Origin of the sequence: Streptomyces sp. NPDC001406, assembly GCF_042895285.1 — a bacterium.
Taxonomy (GTDB): domain Bacteria; phylum Actinomycetota; class Actinomycetes; order Streptomycetales; family Streptomycetaceae; genus Streptomyces.
The window spans coordinates 395,628-415,571 of sequence record NZ_JBIAWG010000004.1 but is presented as its reverse complement, the minus strand read 5'-3'; the positions used below and the strand labels follow the sequence as shown (position 1 = coordinate 415,571).

General features: G+C 71.5%; 23 protein-coding genes. 15 read left to right on the top strand and 8 right to left on the bottom strand.

Going from position 1 to position 19,944, the window contains the following annotated elements:
• Nucleotides 1-42 precede the first annotated feature (42 nt).
• Together ACFY1J_RS12175 and ACFY1J_RS12170 are read left to right on the top strand one after the other, a co-directional pair.
• Nucleotides 43-594: an RNA polymerase sigma factor gene (locus ACFY1J_RS12175; RefSeq protein WP_390731177.1), complete on the top strand. Its 552-nt coding sequence runs from the start codon at nt 43-45 to the stop codon at nt 592-594.
• The gene (locus ACFY1J_RS12170) at nt 587-1,561 is read left to right on the top strand and encodes a CU044_5270 family protein (protein ID WP_390731176.1); all 975 of its coding nucleotides are present in this window, start codon (nt 587-589) and stop codon (nt 1,559-1,561) included. The genes ACFY1J_RS12175 and ACFY1J_RS12170 overlap by 8 nt, the downstream gene beginning before the upstream one ends.
• Nucleotides 1,562-1,620: 59 nt before the next feature.
• Here ACFY1J_RS12170 and ACFY1J_RS12165 read toward each other — a convergent pair whose 3' ends face one another.
• Nucleotides 1,621-2,469: a hypothetical protein gene (locus tag ACFY1J_RS12165; RefSeq protein WP_390731175.1), complete on the bottom strand. Its 849-nt coding sequence runs from the start codon at nt 2,467-2,469 to the stop codon at nt 1,621-1,623.
• 60 nt (nt 2,470-2,529) lie between these two features.
• On the opposite strand from ACFY1J_RS12165, the gene ACFY1J_RS12160 reads away from it, so the two are divergent.
• On the top strand, nt 2,530-3,081 hold the full coding sequence (locus ACFY1J_RS12160) for a MarR family winged helix-turn-helix transcriptional regulator (protein WP_390705908.1): 552 nt from the start codon (nt 2,530-2,532) through the stop codon (nt 3,079-3,081).
• A 24-nt stretch (nt 3,082-3,105) separates the two neighbouring features.
• On the opposite strand, the gene ACFY1J_RS12155 is transcribed toward ACFY1J_RS12160, so the two are convergent.
• Nucleotides 3,106-3,471 (bottom strand): nuclear transport factor 2 family protein, encoded by a 366-nt coding sequence (locus ACFY1J_RS12155; protein WP_390731174.1) that lies wholly within the window; start codon nt 3,469-3,471, stop codon nt 3,106-3,108.
• Nucleotides 3,472-3,642: 171 nt separating this feature from the next.
• Between ACFY1J_RS12155 and ACFY1J_RS12150 the strand changes: the two genes are divergently transcribed.
• The gene (locus ACFY1J_RS12150) at nt 3,643-3,936 is read left to right on the top strand and encodes a hypothetical protein (protein WP_390705910.1); all 294 of its coding nucleotides are present in this window, start codon (nt 3,643-3,645) and stop codon (nt 3,934-3,936) included.
• Nucleotides 3,937-4,071: 135 nt separating this feature from the next.
• Here ACFY1J_RS12150 and ACFY1J_RS12145 read toward each other — a convergent pair whose 3' ends face one another.
• Nucleotides 4,072-5,832, bottom strand: coding sequence for an ABC transporter ATP-binding protein (locus tag ACFY1J_RS12145; protein WP_390705911.1), 1,761 nt, complete (start codon nt 5,830-5,832; stop codon nt 4,072-4,074).
• A 186-nt stretch (nt 5,833-6,018) separates the two neighbouring features.
• On the opposite strand from ACFY1J_RS12145, the gene ACFY1J_RS12140 reads away from it, so the two are divergent.
• The 4 genes from ACFY1J_RS12140 (at nt 6,019) to ACFY1J_RS12125 (ending at nt 9,154) form a co-directional block, all read left to right on the top strand.
• Nucleotides 6,019-6,306, top strand: a complete 288-nt coding sequence (locus tag ACFY1J_RS12140) for a metal-sensitive transcriptional regulator (protein WP_316754609.1) — start codon at nt 6,019-6,021, stop codon at nt 6,304-6,306.
• A gap of 127 nt (nt 6,307-6,433) precedes the next feature.
• Nucleotides 6,434-7,522, top strand: coding sequence for an S-(hydroxymethyl)mycothiol dehydrogenase (locus ACFY1J_RS12135; RefSeq protein ID WP_390731173.1), 1,089 nt, complete (start codon nt 6,434-6,436; stop codon nt 7,520-7,522).
• Nucleotides 7,522-8,151, top strand: a complete 630-nt coding sequence (locus ACFY1J_RS12130; RefSeq protein WP_390705913.1) for an MBL fold metallo-hydrolase — start codon at nt 7,522-7,524, stop codon at nt 8,149-8,151. The genes ACFY1J_RS12135 and ACFY1J_RS12130 overlap by 1 nt, the downstream gene beginning before the upstream one ends.
• Before the next feature lie 88 nt (nt 8,152-8,239).
• On the top strand, nt 8,240-9,154 hold the full coding sequence (locus ACFY1J_RS12125) for an SDR family oxidoreductase (protein WP_390705914.1): 915 nt from the start codon (nt 8,240-8,242) through the stop codon (nt 9,152-9,154).
• Nucleotide 9,155: 1 nt separating this feature from the next.
• Here ACFY1J_RS12125 and ACFY1J_RS12120 read toward each other — a convergent pair whose 3' ends face one another.
• Nucleotides 9,156-9,683: a hypothetical protein gene (locus ACFY1J_RS12120; protein ID WP_390731172.1), complete on the bottom strand. Its 528-nt coding sequence runs from the start codon at nt 9,681-9,683 to the stop codon at nt 9,156-9,158.
• Nucleotides 9,684-9,732: 49 nt separating this feature from the next.
• Here ACFY1J_RS12120 and ACFY1J_RS12115 point away from each other — a divergent pair, with 49 nt between their 5' ends.
• Nucleotides 9,733-10,530: an SDR family NAD(P)-dependent oxidoreductase gene (locus ACFY1J_RS12115; protein ID WP_390705916.1), complete on the top strand. Its 798-nt coding sequence runs from the start codon at nt 9,733-9,735 to the stop codon at nt 10,528-10,530.
• Nucleotides 10,531-10,634: 104 nt separating this feature from the next.
• Nucleotides 10,635-11,333 carry a L,D-transpeptidase gene (locus ACFY1J_RS12110; RefSeq protein WP_390731171.1) on the top strand — a complete coding sequence of 233 codons (699 nt, stop codon included), beginning with the start codon at nt 10,635-10,637 and terminating at the stop codon, nt 11,331-11,333.
• A gap of 34 nt (nt 11,334-11,367) precedes the next feature.
• Here the strand turns inward: ACFY1J_RS12110 and ACFY1J_RS12105 are convergent, their stop codons facing one another.
• Complete coding sequence (locus ACFY1J_RS12105; protein WP_390731170.1) at nt 11,368-12,570, bottom strand: Gfo/Idh/MocA family protein; 1,203 nt, start codon at nt 12,568-12,570, stop codon at nt 11,368-11,370.
• Nucleotides 12,571-12,697: 127 nt separating this feature from the next.
• Here ACFY1J_RS12105 and ACFY1J_RS12100 point away from each other — a divergent pair, with 127 nt between their 5' ends.
• Both ACFY1J_RS12100 and ACFY1J_RS12095 read left to right on the top strand, forming a co-directional pair.
• The gene (locus ACFY1J_RS12100) at nt 12,698-13,858 is read left to right on the top strand and encodes an ROK family protein (protein ID WP_390705919.1); all 1,161 of its coding nucleotides are present in this window, start codon (nt 12,698-12,700) and stop codon (nt 13,856-13,858) included.
• Nucleotides 13,859-13,958: 100 nt separating this feature from the next.
• Entirely contained in the window at nt 13,959-14,144 is a 186-nt protein-coding gene (locus ACFY1J_RS12095; RefSeq protein ID WP_390705920.1) for a hypothetical protein, read from the top strand.
• Between the two features lie 50 nt (nt 14,145-14,194).
• Here the strand turns inward: ACFY1J_RS12095 and ACFY1J_RS12090 are convergent, their stop codons facing one another.
• The 3 genes from ACFY1J_RS12090 to ACFY1J_RS12080 all read right to left on the bottom strand — a co-directional run bounded on the left by ACFY1J_RS12090 (nt 14,195) and on the right by ACFY1J_RS12080 (nt 17,339).
• Nucleotides 14,195-14,881 (bottom strand): class I SAM-dependent methyltransferase, encoded by a 687-nt coding sequence (locus ACFY1J_RS12090; protein WP_390705921.1) that lies wholly within the window; start codon nt 14,879-14,881, stop codon nt 14,195-14,197.
• Nucleotides 14,882-15,008: 127 nt separating this feature from the next.
• Nucleotides 15,009-16,391, bottom strand: coding sequence for a S1 family peptidase (locus ACFY1J_RS12085; protein ID WP_390705922.1), 1,383 nt, complete (start codon nt 16,389-16,391; stop codon nt 15,009-15,011).
• A 117-nt stretch (nt 16,392-16,508) separates the two neighbouring features.
• Complete coding sequence (locus ACFY1J_RS12080; protein WP_390705923.1) at nt 16,509-17,339, bottom strand: SAM-dependent methyltransferase; 831 nt, start codon at nt 17,337-17,339, stop codon at nt 16,509-16,511.
• A gap of 187 nt (nt 17,340-17,526) precedes the next feature.
• Between ACFY1J_RS12080 and ACFY1J_RS12075 the strand changes: the two genes are divergently transcribed.
• The 3 genes from ACFY1J_RS12075 to ACFY1J_RS12065 are packed head-to-tail and all read left to right on the top strand — an operon-like array spanning nt 17,527 to nt 19,910.
• The gene (locus tag ACFY1J_RS12075) at nt 17,527-18,705 is read left to right on the top strand and encodes a MalY/PatB family protein (RefSeq protein ID WP_390731169.1); all 1,179 of its coding nucleotides are present in this window, start codon (nt 17,527-17,529) and stop codon (nt 18,703-18,705) included.
• 49 nt (nt 18,706-18,754) lie between these two features.
• Complete coding sequence (locus tag ACFY1J_RS12070) at nt 18,755-19,513, top strand: type 1 glutamine amidotransferase domain-containing protein (protein ID WP_390731168.1); 759 nt, start codon at nt 18,755-18,757, stop codon at nt 19,511-19,513.
• Nucleotides 19,514-19,523: 10 nt separating this feature from the next.
• Nucleotides 19,524-19,910, top strand: coding sequence for a PPOX class F420-dependent oxidoreductase (locus ACFY1J_RS12065; RefSeq protein ID WP_390705926.1), 387 nt, complete (start codon nt 19,524-19,526; stop codon nt 19,908-19,910).
• Nucleotides 19,911-19,944 lie beyond the last annotated feature (34 nt).

Genomic DNA, 19,944 nt, shown 5'->3' with positions numbered 1-19,944 from the left:
CAAGGGTGTGACGATCGTGAGGGTGCCGGACACGAACGGAACATGAGCAACGACGAGGTCTTCGCCGCTGCCTATCGCGCGCACTACTGGGCGGTCAGCCGCTATGTCGCGCGGCGACTGGACGGGCGGACCGACGAGGTCGAGGAAGTGGTGGCGGAGGTGTTCACGGTGGCCTGGCGGCGCCGGGCGGACCTGCCTGCGTCGCCGCTGCCCTGGCTGTACGGCGTGGCACGCAACTGCCTGGCGAACGCGGTACGCGGTCATGGACGCCGGCGCAGGCTGGTGGACCGGCTGGGCAACGACGAGAGCGCGCACGGGCGGCAGATCGTGCACAGCCCCGACACCGAGGGGCCCGGCGCCTGGGTGCACGACGCGCTGGCCCGCCTCTCTCCCGCGGACCAGGAGGTGCTGCGCCTGACGGCCTGGGAGGAACTCGGCATCGACGAGGTCGCCGTGGCCCTCGGCTGCGGCAGCCGGGCGGCGGCGATGCGACTGCACCGCGCCCGCCGTCGCCTGAGGGCCCAGATCGACACCATGCGCCCGACACCGCCACCGGCGAGCGCGACCCCCTCGAAGGAACACCGTCATGGCTGATGAACTCGAACTCCTGCGCCGCGCCAACCCGGTGCCGGTCGACGGTGCCCATTTCGGTGACGGGCCGCTGGACCACCGGGCCGAGCGGCGGCTCAATCGGCTGCTGCACGATGCGGAGTCCGGCCGCCGCCGTTGGCGCCCGCGGCTGGTGTGGGGTCTCGGTGCCACCGTCGTCGTGGTGGGGACCGTCCTGGCCGTGCTGTTCAGCGGACCCGGCACCGCTCCCGCCGTCGCCGCGCCCCGCCCGCTGACCGTGCGGGCCCACTCCACCCCCGTGCCCCTGAAGCAACTGGCCGAGCTGGCCGAGGCGACCGCCGCGGACGGCTCCCCGAAGCTCCGCAAGGGCACACATGTGCAGTCCTGGAGCCTCGGGATGAGCGACGACAAGCCGCCCATCACCCTCCCCGAGGAGCGCATCGTGCGCTGGCGGGCGGACGACAGCCATACGGAACTCGTCGTGGCGACCGACCCGCGTCACCCCGGCCGCCCGGTCCTCACCGACGAGGGCGGCGAGCCGCGCATGGTCGAGGACGGTCATGTCCTCGACCGGCAGACGTATCCACCGAGCTGGAGCGACGCCCCGCCCGAGGCCACGCCCCCGCACGACGCCGTACGACTGCGCTCGTACCTGGCGGAGACGGTTCGCAGCGATGCGTTGGCCACTCCCGAACTCCTCAATGCCACCGAGGAGTTGCTGGACCACTGGACGCTCGGCGCCCGTGAGTCGGCGGCGCTCGTCCGGCTCCTGGCGGACGCCAAGGGCCTGCGGGCCGTCGGGCAGGTGACGGACCGGCTCGGGCGGACCGGTCAGGCGTATGTGTACGACACGAAGGGCAACCGCCGGATGCTGGTCCTGGACCCGGCCACCGGCGCCGTCCTCGGACTGGAGTCCACGTTCACCGAGGACGAGCCCGAGTACGGCGTGCGGGCCGGCGACGTCATGGATTACAGCGCCTGGATGCGCTGATCACACCCCCGGCTGCCGGGCCCGCTGCCTCCAGGCGCCGGCCGAGGGCCGTACGGCGGTCAGGAGCCGTCCCCGGGAGGCGGTGCTGTCGGGTCCGTCCCGGCCAGGAACGCGGTGGCCTGTGCCCGGAGCCGGCCGGCGCCGATCGCCTCCGCCCAGCGGGCGATCTCCGTGGCCAGCGCGCAGGCCCCGGACTCGTCGCCGGTGTCACGGGCCAGTACGGCGAGCAGCATCTGCTGGGAGAGCGTGCCGGGCACCGTGCCCGCACGCGCGCCCAGGGCGGTCGCCCGGCGCCAGCGGTCCAGGGCCAGGTCGTGGTCGCCGGCGTCGTGGTCGTGGTCGCCGAGGTGCCGCAGGGCCTCGCGGGCCAGCAGGTCGTCGGGGCCGGCCTCGGCGGCCCGCAGGGCGGCCGTGTAGTGGGCGGGGGCGGCGGCGCGGTCGGCGAAGTGGTTGTCGGTGATCAGGCCGAGGTACATCGAGGCCCAGCCCCGGCGCACCTCGTCCGGGGCGCGCTCGTGGAGTGCCCGCGCCCCCTCCACCAGCGCGGTGAGCGACTCGGGGTCCTTGCCCGCCGGGCCGAGGCTCAGCACGCCGCCGACCAGGAGCAGCCGGCCGTAGTCGCGCCGCAGCTGGAGGAAGGCCATGTCCCAGTCGCCGTCCGGGACCACCTTCTTGGCCTCCGTGATGTGCTCCGCCGCGGTGTCGGTACCGGCGAACCAGTCCCGCTCCAGGGCCACTTCGGCGGCGGCGAGGGCGATCCGGGCGCGGGCGGCGGGCTCGGTGACGGCCGCCGAGTCCAGCAGGAGGGCGGCCCGCTCCCAACGGCCCGCCAGCCGCAACTCGCGGGCGGCGGCGAGGAGCTGGTCGATGTCCACGACCGTGCTGAGGGTGCTCGGTGCAAGTGTCATGCCAGGGAAGGTAGTTATGGAGAAAATCATCTACAAGAAAACTACTGCGGGAGGCAGGCGATGGAGGACTCGGTCGACCGGCATGTGGCCGTCTGGACCAGGGAGTTGGACTGGCTGGACCCCCTCAAGGAGGCGATCGTCGCCCGGCTGGCGATCCTGGCCCGGCACAACGCGCAGGCCCGCCGGGACGCACTGGACACCGGCGGGCTCAAGTACGGGCAGTACAAACTGCTGTTGATGCTGCGCAGGACGGGACCGCCCTACGAGGCGAGCCCGTCACGGCTGGCCGAGCTGCTCGGGCTGACCCGTGGGGCGCTGTCCGCACGGCTCGCCCCCGTCGAGGAGGCCGGGCTGATCACGCGTACCCATGAGACGGGCGACCGCAGGCGCGTACGGGTGCGGCTCACCACCGCCGGCCATGCCGCGTTCGAAGCGCACGCGGTGTCGGAGGACGCGGGCGAGGGCGCGCTGCTCGCAGCACTGACCGAAGAAGAGCGGCGGACACTAGCCGATTTGCTGCGGAAACTGGTCGTGGCCGCCGAGGCCGGGCACCCCGCGCCCGCCCCACCGCCGTGGCCCGGGCCGAGAAGGTCCAGGTCAGTCGAGACGTGACCTGGACTCTCGCAATCCCTCTGCCTACTCGTCCCATGCCTGGATCATGATCTGTTCGGCGATCTTGCCCTCGCGCAGCGTGATCATCGACTCGGCGAGGACCCGGACGCCGTCGGCGTACTCGCAGGACTCGGTGAAGGCGGCGTGGTCGCCCTGGATGATGCACTGCTCCAGCTTGTGGGTCATGTCGCGGCTGTAGACGTCGTCGAGCAGCTCGGCTATCGCGGGCCGGCCGTGCAGGACCTTGGGATGGCTGGGCTGGCTGTTGCGGTCGATGATGCGGATCTCGGCGTCGTCCGCGTAGAGCGCCAGCAGGGTGTTCCCGGTGTTCCCCTCTATGCCCCGGCGCAGTGTCTCGGTGTCGAAGGTGGAGCCTGTCGCGGTGCCCATGGTGACCTCCTTCGAGAGCCCGCGGCCCGACGGGGGACGAGCCGTGAGGACCCCTGCTACGAGCCTCCTCCGCCCCGGCGGCCTCGGCAAGCGCAGCCGGGCGCTCCGCCTGTCGGGTGAGGGGGGCCGTGCGCCCGTGTCCGCGCGGGGCCGCGGCGCGTTGCTGAAAGCATGATCTCAACACGACGTATCGTCGCCGCCGTCGGTCTTGCCGCCGGGGTCACGGGCCTCGCCGCACCGCTGGCGAACGCGGCCGACGCGAGCGCACCGGACAACGGGAAGATCAACCCGATCGCCATGCTCGACTCGCTCGCCGTCAGCGACATCCCGGCGGAGCACCGGGCGGAGCTGCCCCGGGTCGCCGACCAGCTGCACTCGATGAACCGGCTGAACGACCTGAACCAGCTGCACCAGGTCACCGACCTGGTCGCCCCGGTGACCGGGCTGCTGCCCGCCGTCCAGTAGCCGGCGCCGCGCCACACCCCCCGCATCGTGGGCCGTCCGGAATCGGGCGGCCCACGGCCGTGTCCGGGGCCGAGGGGCCACGTGTGCGTCCGGGGCCGAGGGGCCCACGACCGCAGCCGGCGCGAGGGGTGCGGGTCAGCCCGCCGTCGCGAGGAACTGCGTCGCCGCCAGCTCCGCGTAGAGCGGATCGGCGGCCACCAGCTCCCGGTGCGTGCCCACCGCGCGCACCCGGCCCGCGTCCATCACGACGATCCGGTCGGCCATCGTCACCGTGGACAGCCGGTGCGCGACCACCAGGACGGTGGTCGACCGCGCCACGTCCGCGACCGTGTCGCGCAGAGCCGCCTCGTTCACCGCGTCCAGCTGCGAGGTCGCCTCGTCCAGGAGCAGCAGCCGGGGGCGGCGCAGCAGGGCGCGGGCGATGGCGACGCGCTGGCGCTCGCCGCCCGACAGCTTGGTCCCCCGGTGCCCGACCAGTGTGTCCAGTCCCAGCGGCAGCCTGGCGACCAGGTCGTCCAGCCGCGTCGTCTTCACCACCCGCGCGACACTGTCCTCGTCCGCCTCCGGATTGCCGAGCAGCAGGTTGTCCCGCAGCGATCCGGACAGCACCGGCGCGTCCTGCTCCACATATCCGATGGCCGAGCGCAGCCGGGGCAGCTCCCAGTCCGCCAGGCTCCGACCGTCCAGCGTGATGTCTCCGGACTCGGGGTCGTAGAACCGCTCGATGAGGGAGAACACCGTCGTCTTGCCCGCGCCGGACGGGCCGACGAACGCCGTCATCCCGCGCGCCGGTATCGCGAAGCCGACCCCGTGGTGCACATACGGCAGGTCTTCGGCGTACCGGAAGCGGACGTCCGTGAAGACGAGGGAGGCGGGCTCGGCCCCCGCGGACGGCAGGGGGGCGGGGGCGGCGGCCGGTTCGGCGGGCAGCCGCAGCGCCTCCTGGATGCGGGCGAGTGCCCCGGCGCCGGTCTGGTACTGCGTGATCGCGCCGACGACCTGCTGGATCGGCGACATCAGATAGAAGACGTACAGCAGGAACGCCACCAGGGTGCCGATGCCGATCGCCCCGGTCGCCACCCGTGCCCCGCCCACGGCGAGGACGGTGATGAAGGCGATCTGCATCGCGAGCCCGGCCGTGTTGCCCGCCGCGGCCGACCACTTGGCGGCGCGCACGCTCTGCCGCCACGACTCCTCGGCGGCCGCGTGCAGGGTCCGCTCCTCGCGGTGCTCGGCGCCCGAAGCCTTCACCGTGCGCAGCGCGCCGAGGATCCGCTCCAGCGAGGCGCCCATCACGCCGACCGCGTCCTGTGCCTGCCGGCTCGCCCGGTTGATGCGCGGCACGATCGCCCCGAGCACCGTGCCCGCGCCCGCGATCACCGCCACGGTGACCCCGAGCAGCACCGGATCGACGACGCCCATCATCACCACCGTGGCGACGAGCGTGAGCCCGCCGGTGCCGAGGGCGACCAGCGAGTCGGTGGTGACCTCGCGCAGCAGGGTGGTGTCCGAGGTGATCCGGGCCATCAGATCGCCCGGCTCGGTGCGGTCCACGGCCGTGATCCGCAGCCGCAGCAGATACGAGGACAGGGAGCGCCGGGCGCCGAGTACGACCGACTCCGCGGTGCGGCGCAGCACATACGAACCCAGCGCGCCCAGTGCCGCGTTGGCGACGACCAGGCACGCCATCGCGAGCAACGGTCCGGTGATGGAGCGCTCGTGCGCCAGGTCGTCGATCAGTCCCCGGGCCACCAGCGGGAGCAGCAGTCCGGTCGCCCCGGTGACGAGTGCGAGCAGCGCGCCCGTCAACAGGGCCCACCGGTGGGGCCGTACGTATCCGAGAAGGAGCCGCCACACGGGCGGCTCGCTCTCTGTGTCCGTCGCAGCGTCGCTCACGGTGCTCCTCGTCCGGAGTCGGGTGGAGCACTCAGGCTACGTCGGGCGCCTTGAGGGCTGCTGCGGCCCGGTCCCGTGGCAACTTTGCCGGCGCGGTGGATGCGATCCTTCCTGGTGACGGGTGAGGGACCGGTGACCCCAGGGGGCGGGTAAAATACCCCTGCGGGTATGTGAATGGAGTTGGCTGTGGAGCTGCAGTTCGAGGGTGATGAGCTGAAGTCGGTGCTGAACCGGCTGCGCCGGGCGCAGGGGCAGATCTCCGGCGTGATCAAGATGATCGAGGAGGGGCGCGACTGCGAGGACGTGGTCACCCAGCTCGCCGCGGCCTCGCGCGCCCTGGACCGGGCCGGGTTCGCGATCATCGCGACCGGACTCCAGCAGTGCCTGATCGACGCCGACGGGAACCGGTCGGACGGCGAGACGACGGAGCAGATGAAGGCACGGCTGGAGAAGCTGTTCCTGTCGCTGGCGTAGCGGTGCCCTGGACGACCGCGTCGGGCGGCACGAACGAAAGATCCATGACGCCGTTGCGCTCCGTGCCGTTACCGATCAGTCACGCGTAGGGTCGAAGGACAGGCACAGCGATGGAAGGGGCCAGGCCATGGCGCAGGAAGTACGCGGCGTGATCGCACCGGGGAAGGACCAGCCGGTGCGGGTCGAGACGATCGTGGTGCCGGACCCGGGGCCGGGAGAGGCGGTCGTACGCGTCCAGGCCTGCGGCGTCTGCCACACCGACCTGCACTACAAGCAGGGCGGCATCACCGACGAGTTCCCCTTCCTGCTCGGCCATGAGGCGGCCGGGGTCGTGGAGTCGGTCGGCGAGGGCGTCACCGACGTGGCGCCCGGCGACTTCGTGATCCTCAACTGGCGTGCGGTGTGCGGGAACTGCCGGGCCTGTCTGCGCGGCCGCCCCTGGTACTGCTTCAACACCCACAATGCCGAGCAGCGGATGACCCTGGCGTCGAGCGGCCAGGAGCTCTCCGCGGCGCTCGGCATCGGCGCCTTCGCCGAGAAGACCCTGGTCGCGGCCGGGCAGTGCACCAAGGTCGACCCGGCCGTCTCCCCGGCGGTCGCCGGACTGCTGGGCTGCGGTGTGATGGCCGGCATCGGTGCCGCGATCAACACCGGCAATGTCGGCCGTGGCGACTCGGTCGCCGTCATCGGCTGCGGCGGAGTCGGGGACGCGGCCGTCGCCGGGGCGCGGCTGGCCGGCGCGGCGAAGATCATCGCCGTCGACATCGACGACCGGAAGCTGGACAAGGCGCGCGCCATGGGCGCCACGCACACGGTCAACTCGAAGGAGACCGACCCTGTCGAGGCGATCCGCGAGCTCACCGGCGGCTTCGGCGCCGACGTCGTCATCGAGGCGGTCGGCCGCCCGGAGACGTACAAGCAGGCCTTCTACGCCCGCGACCTGGCCGGCACGGTCGTCCTCGTGGGGGTGCCCACCCCGGAGATGAAGCTCGAACTCCCGCTCCTGGACGTCTTCGGCCGCGGCGGTGCCCTGAAGTCCTCCTGGTACGGCGACTGCCTGCCCTCCCGCGACTTCCCCATGCTGATCGACCTGCACCTCCAGGGTCGTCTTGACCTGGAGGCGTTCGTGACCGAGACCATCCGGCTCGACGAGGTGGAGAAGGCGTTCGACCGGATGCACCAGGGCGACGTCCTGCGCTCGGTGGTGGTGCTCTGATGACGACGCGCATCGAACGCCTCGTCACCTCTGGCCAGTTCACGCTCGACGGCGGCACCTGGGACGTCGAGAACAACGTATGGATCGTGGGCGACGAACGCGAGGTGGTCGTCATCGACGCCGCGCACGACGCCGAGGCCATCGCCGACGCCGTGGCCGACCGCCGGCTGACCGCCATCGTGTGCACCCACGCCCACAACGACCACATCGACGCCGCGCCCGCCCTCGCGGACCTGACCGGTGCCACCATCTGGCTCCACCCGGCCGACCTGCCGCTGTGGAAGCTGACCCACCCGGACCGCGAGCCCGACGCCCATCTGGTCGACGGGCAGGTCATCGAGGGGCCCGGCCTCGACCTGACGGTGCTGCACACTCCCGGCCACTCACTGGGCGCGGTGTGTCTGTACGACCCCGGTCTGGCCACCGTCTTCACCGGCGACACCCTCTTCAAGGGCGGCCCCGGCGCCACCGGCCGCACCTACTCGCACTTCCCGACGATCATCGAGTCGATCCGCGACCGGCTGCTCACCCTCCCGCCCGAGACGAAGGTCCTGACCGGCCACGGCGACTCGACGACCATCGGCGACGAGGCGCCTCACCTGGAGGAGTGGATCGCCCGCGGCCACTGAGCGCCCCGGCAAAAAGGCGACAGAAGATGTCGGGCTTTCCCGTCAGCGTGGTCTGCGACAGCAGTCGTACGGGTACGGGAGGCCGGACATGTCAGGTCCGCTGGAGGGAAAGGTCGCGCTGGTCGCCGGGGCGACACGGGGCGCGGGACGCGGGATCGCGGTGGAACTCGGCGCGGCCGGCGCCACCGTCTATGTCACCGGACGCAGCACCCGCGCCCGGCGCTCGGAGTACGACCGCCCCGAGACCATCGAAGACACCGCCGACCTGGTCACCGCGGCCGGCGGCCACGGCATCGCCGTACCGACGGACCATCTGCGGCCGGCCGCGGTACGCGCGCTCGTGGACCGCGTCGCGGACGAGCAGGGCCGCCTGGACGTGCTGGTCAACGACATCTGGGGCGGCGAGAACCTCTTCGAGTGGGACACCCCGGTCTGGGAGCACGACCTGGACAACGGGCTCCGACTGCTCCGGCTCGCGGTCGAGACCCATGCGATCACCAGCCACCACGCCCTGCCGCTGCTCCTGCGGCACCCGGGCGGCCTGGTCGTGGAGGTCACCGACGGGACCGCCGAGTACAACCGTGACACCTACCGGGTGAACTTCTTCTACGACCTGGCCAAGGCGTCCGTTCTGCGCATGGGCTTCGCCCTGGCCCATGAACTGGGCCCACGCGGTGCCACCGCCGTCGCGCTGACCCCCGGCTGGCTGCGCTCGGAGATCATGCTCGAACAGTTCGGGGTCACCGAGGACAACTGGCCGGACGCCCTCGACCGGGTCCCGCACTTCGCCATCTCGGAGACCCCGCGCTTCGTCGGCCGTGCCGTCACCGCCCTCGCCGCCGACCCCGAGGTGGCCCGCTGGAACGGGCAGTCCCTGTCCAGCGGCGGACTCGCCCAGGAGTACGGCTTCACGGACCTGGACGGCAGCCGCCCCGACGCGTGGCGCTATCTCGTCGAGGTGCAGGACGCGGGCAGAGCGGCGGACGTGACCGGTTACCGGTGACTCACGGCTGGGGGAGAGGCCAGCGCGCGGAGTGACCGGGCGGCAGCGCAAGATCCTCGCGAACGGCCGCGTAGTAGCCCTCGCGGCCGGCGCGCTGCCGCTCCAGCAACGACTGCCACGTCTCCGGATCCCGCTGCTCCTCCCGCAGATACCGTTCCATCTCCATCACCAGCACGACCCACGTCCGGGCCTTCTCCACCACCGCCGGGCTGCCCAGCAGGATCAGCGCCTCCCCGGACGGATCCCGGGCGATGCTCGCCTCGGCCAGCAGCGGCTTCGCCTCCTCGGGCGTCAGGGGATGCGGGTGCGGGTCGATCTCGAAGTGGGCGGCCAGCCGGTACGTCAGCGTGACCGACTTCTTCAGCGTGCGGGCGTAGTCGGCGTACACCGCGAACCTCCGCTCCTCCCAGCGCGCCGCCTGCTCGCGCCGGAACCGGGCCCGATCACCCCTGACGACCGCCAGGTACGAGCCGAGCGCGCCGATCACGACGCCTATCAGGGCGGGGAGTTGCTGTATGAACGCGGACATGTGCGCACGCTAGCCGCCCTGCCGCCCGGCACGGGATTAGGTTTCGCCCATGACTGACCTCAAGCGGTTCGAAGGACACGGGGTTCTCGTCACGGGCGCGGCCCGCGGCATCGGCGCGGCCGTCGCCCGGCGGCTGGCCGAGGAGGGCGGACGGGTGCTGGTGACCGACCGGGACCTGCCCGAGGCGGAGAGGACGGCGGCCGCGTTGGGCGAACAGGGCCTGGCGGTACGGGCGTTCGTCTGCGACGTGGCCGACCGGGGCTCCGTGGAGGCGGCCGTCGCCCAAGCCGTCGCATCCTGCGGCTCGCTCGACGTGCTGGTCAACAGTGCCGCGCACTGCACCCCCGACGTGCCCCTCTTCGAGGACGAGCCCGACGACGCCTGGGCCCGCGACCTCGACGTCACCCTCACCGGCGCCTACCGCTGCTGCCGCGCCGCCCTCCCGCACCTGGCCGCATCCGGCCGGGGCGCCGTCGTGAGCATCGGCTCCGTCAACGCCGAACAGGACTTCGGCAACCACGCCTACAGCGCGGCCAAGGCCGGACTCGGCTCCCTGACCCGCACCCTCGCCGGACATGCGGCGGCCCGTGGCGTCCGGGTCAACCTGGTGCAGCCGGGCACGGTCCGCACCTCCGCCTGGGAGGGGCGGGACGACGAACTCGAAGCAGTCCGCGCCCTGTACCCGCTCGGCCGCGTCGGAGAACCGGAGGACATCGCCGCCGCCGTGGCCTTCCTCGCCTCCCGCGACGCCGCCTGGATCACCGGCACGACGCTCCGCGTCGACGGCGGACTCACCGCTGTCAACACCGGTTTCCGCACGGCGCTGGGACCGTCCCCGGACGAGTGACGTTAACCGTTTTGTCACAACCTGACCGGCCCCTGCAACCTATGGGGTCGCCCGCTGGTCTAGCTCTCGGAGACCGTAGACATCGCGGAAGGAATGCACCCGTCATGGGGGACATACGCAGACGAGGCGTGGTTGCGCTCGGCATCACCGCACTGGTGGCGCCGCTCACCATCGCGCTCACCACGGCACCGGCCCAGGCGGCCACGAGTTGCACCACGCAGGCCGGGCCGTACCAGAAGCAGGTGGAGAAGTTCCTCGGCCGCCCGGTCGACGGCAAGCAGTCCGCCACCGACTGCAAGGCCATCCAGGCTTTCCAGAACAAGCACGGCATCACGCCCGCCATCGGCTACGCGGGTCCCGTCACCTGGGGCGTGATGGACCTCATGAACAAGCAGAAGGCCGTCGGGAGCAACCCCAACAAGGACGGCAAGTGCCCCACCAACAAGGGGCGCATCGCCTGTGTGAACCTGACGCTCCAGCTGTCCTGGATCCAGGACGGGAACAAGCTCGTCTACGGCCCGGTCCCGGTCCGTACCGGCCGCAAGGGGTACGCCACCCGCACCGGTCTGAAGAAGATCTACTGGCGGGACATCGACCACGTCTCTTCCGTCTACAACGTGCCGATGCCCTACAGCCAGTTCTTCGACGGCGGCCAGGCCTTCCACTCGGTGAACCTCAGCATGTGGAACCCGCCCGGCTCGCACGGCTGCGTCAACATGACCACCACCACCGCCAAGAAGTACTGGTCGCTGCTGAAGACCGGCGACGACGTCTATGTGTACGGCCGCAAGCCGGGCACCTGACGGCACCCGGCCCGGCGCTTCACAGCCCCTCGGCTCAGTTCTCCGGGGCGTCCCCGAAGTCCGGGATCTCCAGCCTGACACCGCCCTGCCGCGCGGACTCGTGCGCGATGATGCCCGGCAGGGTGTAGCGGGCGGCGACCCACGCGTCGACCGACGGCAGTGTGCGCGCGTTCACGGCCGTCACGAAGTCGTCGACCAGGAAGTGGTGACTGCCCTCGTGCCCGTTGTGCAGGTGGTCGAACTCCCGCGGCAGCCGTGACCGGTCGTGCACCGGCGCCGAGCCGGAGGTGAACGCGGCCCGCAGCTCCGGGGCGATGTGCTGGAGCGACGGGTCGTCGGGGGACCGGGTCGGTTTGGGCTCCAGCAGCTCGGAGATGTCCTTCACCCCGTTCTTGTCCTGCCACAGGGCCACCGTCGCGAGCTGCTCCATGCTCGCCTCCGTGCCGAAGAACCGGAACCGGGACTCGCGGATGTGGGACGGGTAGCCCACCCGCCGGAACTCGTTGGTGCGGAACGAGCCGCCGGCCGCCACCTCGAACAGCGCCGTCGCGTTGGAGATGTCGTTGCCGAACTGGCTGACCTCCTGGTCGAACACCCCGTCCCCGCGCTCGTCCCGCACGCCGATCGCGGAGACGCTCACCGCGTGCGTGCGCCAGGCGCCGAGCACCCCGCCCACCGAGTGCGTCGGGTAGAGCAGCGGGGGATAGCTGGCCGTCGCCTTCCAGTTGTCGCCGCCGCTGTAGCGGTAGGCGTCGTAGAAGCCGAGGTCCATGTCGTGGACGTAGTCGCCCTCGGCGTAGAAGAGCCGCCCGAAGGCGCCGTCGACGATCTGGTTGCGGGCGTGCACGGTCGCCGGGTTGTACTGGCTGGTCTCGCCCATCATGTACGTCAGCCCGGTGGCCCGTACCTTGTCGATGATCGCCGCGATCTCCTCCGTGCTGATCGCCATGGGGACCGCGGAGTAGACGTGCTTGCCGGCGTCCAGGCCCTGGACGACCAGCGGACCGTGCGTCCAGCGCTGGGTGAAGATCGCGACCGCGTCGATGGCCGGCGACTGAAGCATCGCCTCGTACGAGGGAAGGGTGCCGGTCAGGCCCTCGGCCGCGGCCAGTCGCCCGGCGCGCTCCGGCAGGAGGTCGGTCACATACACCTCGCTCACTCCCGGGTGGGCGAGGAACAGCTTGGCGAACTGACCGGAGAACTGGCCGGCTCCGACGATGCCTACAGAGAATGTCATGGCTACTTACTTTTGAGGCAGAACAATCAAGTCGTCAATAGCCGCGTGGATGTCCTTCTCATTCGGCTCGTTTCGGCCTAGGGTGGCCTCATTGCTTCCGAAGTGAAAGAAACTCTGCGAGAACATCATGACCACTCATGCCGTCAGCTGGCAGCCGCTGAGTCCCGGGGAGCGCTCCGTGGCGATCGAGGTGCTCGTCAACGGGCCGCTGTCGCGGGCCGGGCTGGCCCGCCGGCTCGACCTCTCGGCGGGCAGTCTCACCCGGCTGACCAAGCCGCTGATCGAGTCGGGGCTGCTCGTCGAGGTGCCCGAGGCGGGTGCCGCCGCACAGGTGCGCCAGGGGCGGCCGTCCCAGCCGCTGGACATCGTCGCGGAGTCACGCTTCTTCCTCGGCTTCAAGATCACCGCCGAGATGGTCTACGGCGTCGTCACCACCCTCAGGAGCGATGTCGTCGCCCGCCTGGACCGGCCGCTGACCACCCATGAGCCCGGTGAAGTCGCCGATCTGCTGGGGGAGATGACCGCCCGGCTGGCCGAGCGCTTCCCGGCCCTCGCGGGGATCGGCATCGGGGCGGGCGGTCATGTGCGGGACCGCGCCGTCGTCGGGGAGTCGCCCTTCCTGGGCTGGCGGGACGTCCCCCTGGCGGCGCTGGTCGAGGAGCGCACCGGGCTGCCCGTGGTCGTCGAGAACGACGTCGCCGCCCTGGTCGAGGCCGAGACCTGGTTCGGCGCCGGGCGCGGGCTCGACCGCTTCGCCGTCCTGACCATCGGGGCGGGCATCGGATACGGGCTGGTGCTGGGCGGCAGACGGGTGCCGTTCGCCGAACAGGACCGTGGCTTCGCCCACCACTGGATCATCGACCCGAGCGGCCCCCTGACCCCCGACGGTGAACGCGGCAGCGCCGTGTCGCTCCTCGCGATCCCGAGCATCCGCTACCAGATCCGGGCCGCCACCGGCCGCGACGCGACGTACGAGGAGATCCTCGCGGCCGCCGCCGCGGGCGAGCCCATGGCCTCCCGGGTGATCGACGAGGCGGCGCGGGCACTGGGCACGCTGGTCGCCCAGATCGCCAACTTCGCGATGCCGCAGCGGATCCTGCTCGCCGGGGAGGGGGTCGGCCTGATGAGCGTGGCCGGCGCCGCCGTGGACGAGGCCGTGCGGGCCCGCCGTCATCCGCTGGCCGCGCCGGTCGACCTGGAGACCAAGGTCTCCGACTTCCACGACTGGGCCCGCGGGGCGGCCGTACTCGCCATCCAGGTCCTGGTGCTCGGTTCAGCCGAGGGGTGAACTCACCTGCGCTCCTTGACAGATGGACGTGATGAGTAACACGGTCCGAAATGTCCGGATCACTCGTACTTACTCACATCGCCTTCACGTTCACCGGCATATGCTTCACACCATGTCCACCACTGTTGAAGCCGCCTCCGAGCGATCGGCCGCGGAGGTCAACGAGGAGATCAGAGCCTTGTGGCTCCGGTCGGGCGGGACACTGACCGTCGAGCAGCGCGAGGAGTACCAGCGCCTCGTCCTGGAGTGGTCCGCAGCGGCCCCGTCCCCGTCGCGGGCGGCCTGAGCGCCCCCTCTTCCCGCTGCCGGGGCGCTCAGGGGCTCCGATGTGCTTCGTCACGTGTGTTGCTTCCGTTTGCAGCGCAGGAAGATCTGCTCCTCGGGCTGCACGTCCACGCTCGCCGGCGCGTAGCTGTACGAGGTCTCCCCGACGATCTCGAAGCCCGCCGTCACGACCACCTCGCGCAGCTCCTCCCGCAGATAGCCGGACACCCGGATGGTGCTCCCGATGAACGGGATCGTGAAGTCGTCCACGTCCGCCTCCACCATCGACAACGCCAAGAGGCCGCCGGGAGCCAGCAGATGGTGGATGGTCCGCAGTGCGAGGGGGATCTCCGCGCGCGGCAGCATGAGCAGGGAGAAGAAGGCCGCGACCGCGTCGAAGCGGCCGAGGTCGCGGGGGCCGCCGGGCCGCAGGTCCGCGAGGTCGAGCTGATGGAACCGCGCCTCGGGCACGTTGTGGCGGGCCAGGTCGAGCATCCCGCCCGACAGGTCGACGCCGACGACCTCCAAGCCGGCGTCCACCAGTTGACCCGCGGTGGGAAGCCCGGTGCCGCAGCCCAGGTCCAGCGCGCGGGACCCGGCCGGCAGGGACTCGATGAGCCACTCGGTGGCGGCGATCTGCCCGTCCTTGTGCGGGAACGCCTCGTCGTAGCGGTTGCCGATGGCGTCGAAGGCCTCTGCCTGACCCGTACGGTCGACCTGTATGTTCGCGTAACCGTGCTCGTCGGTGGGGCTGTTCACGAATAATCTCCCCTTTGGAGACCTCTTGATGTGATTTCTCACAAGTCGCATGGCCGTGAAACGTCTGACCCGGCCGGAGCGGCTCGTGCCGGAGCGATCACCAAGAGTATTAGCCCGCCGGGGTGGATCAACCCCAGGTCGCCGAGTAATACCGCTGATACGCCCGGCGGTCCGCCTCCGCGCGGAAGTACCGGGTCGCCACCAGCGCGATCAGACTGCCCGCGATGACCAGCAGACCGGGACCGACGTTGCGGGTGTCGGTGAGCCGGGACAGCAGCGTCGCGCCGTCCGTGGTGCCGGTGACCGGGGCCGCGGACCCCGGCGAGGCCGCGCTGGGCGCCACGGCGCCCTGGTTGGCCGCGGTGGACGGCGCGCCGGACGGTGCGGCGTTCTGGCCGCCGCCGGCGTTCTGCTTCGAGACGATCAGCTGGACGCCGAGCGCGGACATCGCCTTCGTCACCGGCTGGAAGAACGTCGTACCGCCCGTGGTGCAGTCGCCGCTGCCGCCCGAGGTCACGCCGAGCGCGATGCCCTCGGAGAAGAGCGGACCGCCGCTGTCGCCCGGCTCGGCGCACACGTTGGTCTGGATGAGTCCGGTGACCGTGCCCTCGGGATAGTTCACGGTCGCGTTGAGCGCGGTCACCTGGCCGTCGTGCAGCCCGCTGGTGCTTCCGCTGCGAAACACCCGCTGCCCGACCGTCGGATCGGCCGCCCCGGTGATCAGCACGCCCTTCCCGCCGCCGACGGCGACCACGTCGGCCCCCTGGCCGGCCTTGCCGGACGCGTACTGGATGAGCGAGAAGTCGCTGCCCGGGAAGTTGGTGTTGACCGTCGTGCCCAGCTGCTGGTTGCCCTGGTTGTCCCCGAACCAGATGGTGTTGGGGGGACCGCAGTGCCCGGCGGTGAGGATGAAGTCGCTGCGCCCGTTGGTGACGTTGAAGCCCAGGGAACAGCGCCCTCCGGTCGACAGGATGGGCTGCGCCCCGTTCAGGCGCGTGGTGAACCTGCCCTCGGTGCGGTCCATCTCCACAAAGCTGCCGATACCCGTGGCGACCCGGGTCATCCGGGACCAGTCCGCGGCGGAGACGGTCCGGTCCGCCTCGACCACCACCCGGTTGGTCCGGTAGTCCACCGCCCAGGCCGTGCCCGCCACCCGGGGCGCCGAACGCAGTGTGGCGGTGGCCGACTTGAGCTCGTTCATGCTGTGCGACACGATCTTCGCCTCGGCCCCCGCCCGCTTCACCTCCGCCGCGGCCCGCTCGTCGGTGACCGCGACGACCGGGCGGCCGTCGGCGTCGATCCAGCTGCCCGCCGTACGCGCGGTGCCCAGCCTGGACACCAGGGCGGCGCCGGTGTTCTGGGCCGTATCCGCCGAGCTGAGCGGGAGGGCGGACGTACCGGGATTCTCGCTCGCCATGGCCGTGGTGACCATCGCGCCTCCCAGAAGGAGTCCGCCGACCGCCGCCAGTTGCGTCACCCGCCGGACGACCCGTCGTCGTGCGTGCCTCATGCATGGCTCCCGAACCGTGAACGCGCGGTGTCAACACCGCGGGGCCCTCCGGTCGTTGAGCGCCCTTCCATGCATACGTGGCCCGGCGCGACGGCGTTCACCCCGTGGGTGATCTTCTCAGGCCTTGCGGGCCACCCCGCTGAACATGGCCACTTCCTCCGGCTCGGTGCCGTCCGTGTTCTCAGGCCGCCAGCGCGAGCAGGACACCACGCCGGGCTCCAGCAGTTCGAGGCCGTCGAAGAACCGGGCGACGTCCTCGGGGGTGCGCTGGGTGAGCTTGGGCGTGCCGTGCTCGTTCCAGAACTTGACCGCCTCGTCCACGTCCGGCATCGACGGGCTGGTGATGGTGTGCGACAGCACGAGGTGGCTGCCGGACGGCAGCCGGTCCACCAGCCGGCGCACCAGGCCGTACGGGTCCTCGTCGTCGCCGACGAAGATGACCACGCCGAGCAGCATCAGCGCGACGGGCTTGCTGAAGTCCAGCGTGCCGGCCGCGTGCTCCAGGATCGCGTCGACATTGCGGAGGTCCTCGTCCAGGTAGTCGGTACGGCCCTCGGGCGTGCTGGTGAGCAGGGCACGCGCGTGGGCGAGGACGAGCGGGTCGTTGTCGACGTACACGATCCGGGAGTCCGGGGCGACGCTCTGGGCGACCTCGTGGGTGTTGTCGGCGGTGGGCAGCCCGGTGCCGATGTCGAGGAACTGGCGTATGCCGACGTCGCCGACCAGATGCCGCACGGCACGCCCGAGGAAGAGCCGGTCCGCGCGGGCGTACTCGCCGATGCCGGGGTGCAGCTGACGGATCTGGTCGCCGGCCGCGCGGTCGACCTCGTAGTTGTCCTTGCCGCCGAGCCAGTAGTTCCAGATCCGGGCGGTGTGCGGCTGGTCGGTGTGGATGCGGGCGCGCAGCGAGGCGGCGACTTCGTTCGTGGCTGCCGGGTTGTCGGTCACGGGGTCAGCTCCTGGGGCCTGGTGCGAGTACAGCGTCAACACGCAATCTAGACGCCCGAGTTGATCTCCGTCGCACGTCCGGGGTTTTCCACCCCCGGCGGGGGCCGCGCGGAGCGGCGCCGCGGCCGGCCGCGCCGGGATGTGCGCCCGATTCCGGCTCACCCCGCAGCCCCCTATCTTGAGCCCCATGACCAGCATCCCGCACGAGACGACAGGTGAACCGAATCCCCTGCGCGCACTGACCCTCGACCGCCTCCGACGTCGTACGAGCATGAAATGGCGCACCTACCCCGAGGACGTGCTGCCGCTGTGGGTGGCCGAGATGGACGTGCCGCTCGCCGCGCCCGTCGTCCGTGCGCTCACCGAAGCGCTGGAACTCGGGGACACCGGCTACCCGGCGGGCACCGCCTACGCCGAGGCGCTGGCCGCCTTCGCCGCCAAACGGTGGGGCTGGGACGGTCTGGCCGTGGAGCGCACCGCGATCGTGCCGGACGTGATGCTGGGCGTCGTCGAGATGCTCAGGCTGGTCACCGGGCCCGGCGACCCGGTGGTCGTCAACTCGCCGGTCTATCCGCCGTTCTTCCAGTTCGTCGAGCACATGGACCGGCAAGTGCTTCAGGCCCCGCTCGGCGCCGGCCTGCGCATCGACCTCGACGTGCTGGAGGAGGCGTTCCGGCGGGCCGTCGCCGGGGGCGGGCGGGCCGCGTATCTGCTGTGCAGCCCGCACAACCCGACCGGAACCGTGCACACCGCCGATGAGCTGGCCGCCGTCGCCGCCCTCGCCGAACGCCACGGTGTGCGCGTCGTGGCGGACGAGATCCACGCCCCGCTGACCGCCGTGGGCGCAGCCTTCGTGCCGTATCTGAGCGTGCCGGGCGGCGAGAGCGGTCTGTCACTGATGTCGGCGTCGAAGGCCTGGAACCTGGCCGGCCTGAAGGCCGCGCTCGCGATCGCCGGGCCCCGGGCCGCCGCCGATCTGGCCCGGCTGCCCGAGGAGGTGAGCCACGGCCCCAGTCACCTCGGCATCATCGCCCACACCGCCGCACTGGCCGACGGCGGCGCCTGGCTGGACGCGCTGCTGGCCGGCCTCGACGACAACCGGCGGCTGCTCGCCGAGCTGCTGGCCGAGCACCTGCCCGCCGTCCGCCACCGCCCGGCGGAGGCCACCTACCTCGCCTGGCTCGACTGCCGGGCACTCGGTCTGGGCGACGATCCGGCCGAGGCCTTCCTGGAGCGCGGCCGGGTCGCCCTCACCTCCGGGATCCCGTTCGGCACCGGCGGCGCCGGACACGTACGCCTGAATCTGGCCACATCGCCGGAGCTGATCACGGACGGCGTGCGCAGGATGGCGGCCGCTCTCCGGTGAGACCGACCGGCGTGTCGTGGACACCTGGCCCGCCTGCCATCATGGGCCCATGCGCGTGCTGATGCCGGTCCCCGACCGGGACTTCGACGTGACCGAGGTGGCCGTGCCCTGGCGGCTGCTCACGGAGGCGGGACACGAGGTGGTCCTCGCCACCGAACGCGCGGGGACCCGGCCCGCCGCCGATCCCCGGCTGCTCACCGGAGTCCTCTTCGGACAGCTCGGAGCGGCCGACGAGCCCAAGCGCTGGTACGAACAGCTCACCGCAGCACCGGAGTTCACGGCCACGGCCGCCTGGGCCGAGGTGAGGGTGGACGACTTCGACGGGCTGCTGCTGCCGGGCGGACACGCGCCCGGTATGCGGCAGTACCTCGGTTCGCCCGAACTCCAGCGGCAGGTGGCCCGGTTCTGGGCGCTCGGCAGGCCCGTCGGCGCCATCTGCCACGGGGTGCTGGTCCTGGCCCGGGCCCAGGACCAGGCGACCGGCCGCAGCGTGCTGGCCGGGCGCCGTACGACCTGTCTGCCCAAGTACATGGAACGCAGCGCCTATCTGACCACCGCCTGGCGCCTCGGCCGCTACTACCGCACCTACCCGGCGTACGTCGAGGACGAGGTGCGCTTCGCGCTCGCCGACCCGGGCACCCAGTTCGAGCGGGGGCCGAAAGTGCTCACCCGACGGGGAACCGCCGCCGACGACACGCACGCCTTCGTCGTCCAGGACGGCACCTATCTGTCGGCACGCTGGCCGGGAGACGCCTATCTCTTCGCCCGGCGCTATCTCGAACTCCTCGGCCGGCGGGCCTCCGCCTAGACTGCCGCGCATGGACGACACGTCGCTGGACCGGCTCGCATCGGGCAAGTACCTGCTGGTCACCAGTTACCGCAAGGACGGAACACCGGTCGCCACCCCGGTCTGGGTGGTGCGGGACGGGGACGCGCTCGGCGTGTGGACGGCGGCCGGTTCCTGGAAGGTCAAGCGGATCCGCCGCCGCGCGGACGTCCTCGTCGGGGCCTGCGACGTGCGCGGGAACCCGACCGGGGACCAGGTCCCCGCGACCGCCGAGATCGGCGACGCGGCCACGACCGGCCGCTATCGCGACCTCATCGCCCGCAAGTACGGCATCCTCGGCCGCCTCACCCTGCTGGGCAGCCGGCTGCGCAACGGGCGGGAAGGCACCGTCGGGATCCGGGTGACCCTGACGCCCTGAGGGAGCCTCGGCTCCCCCAGGGCGGTGGCTGCCA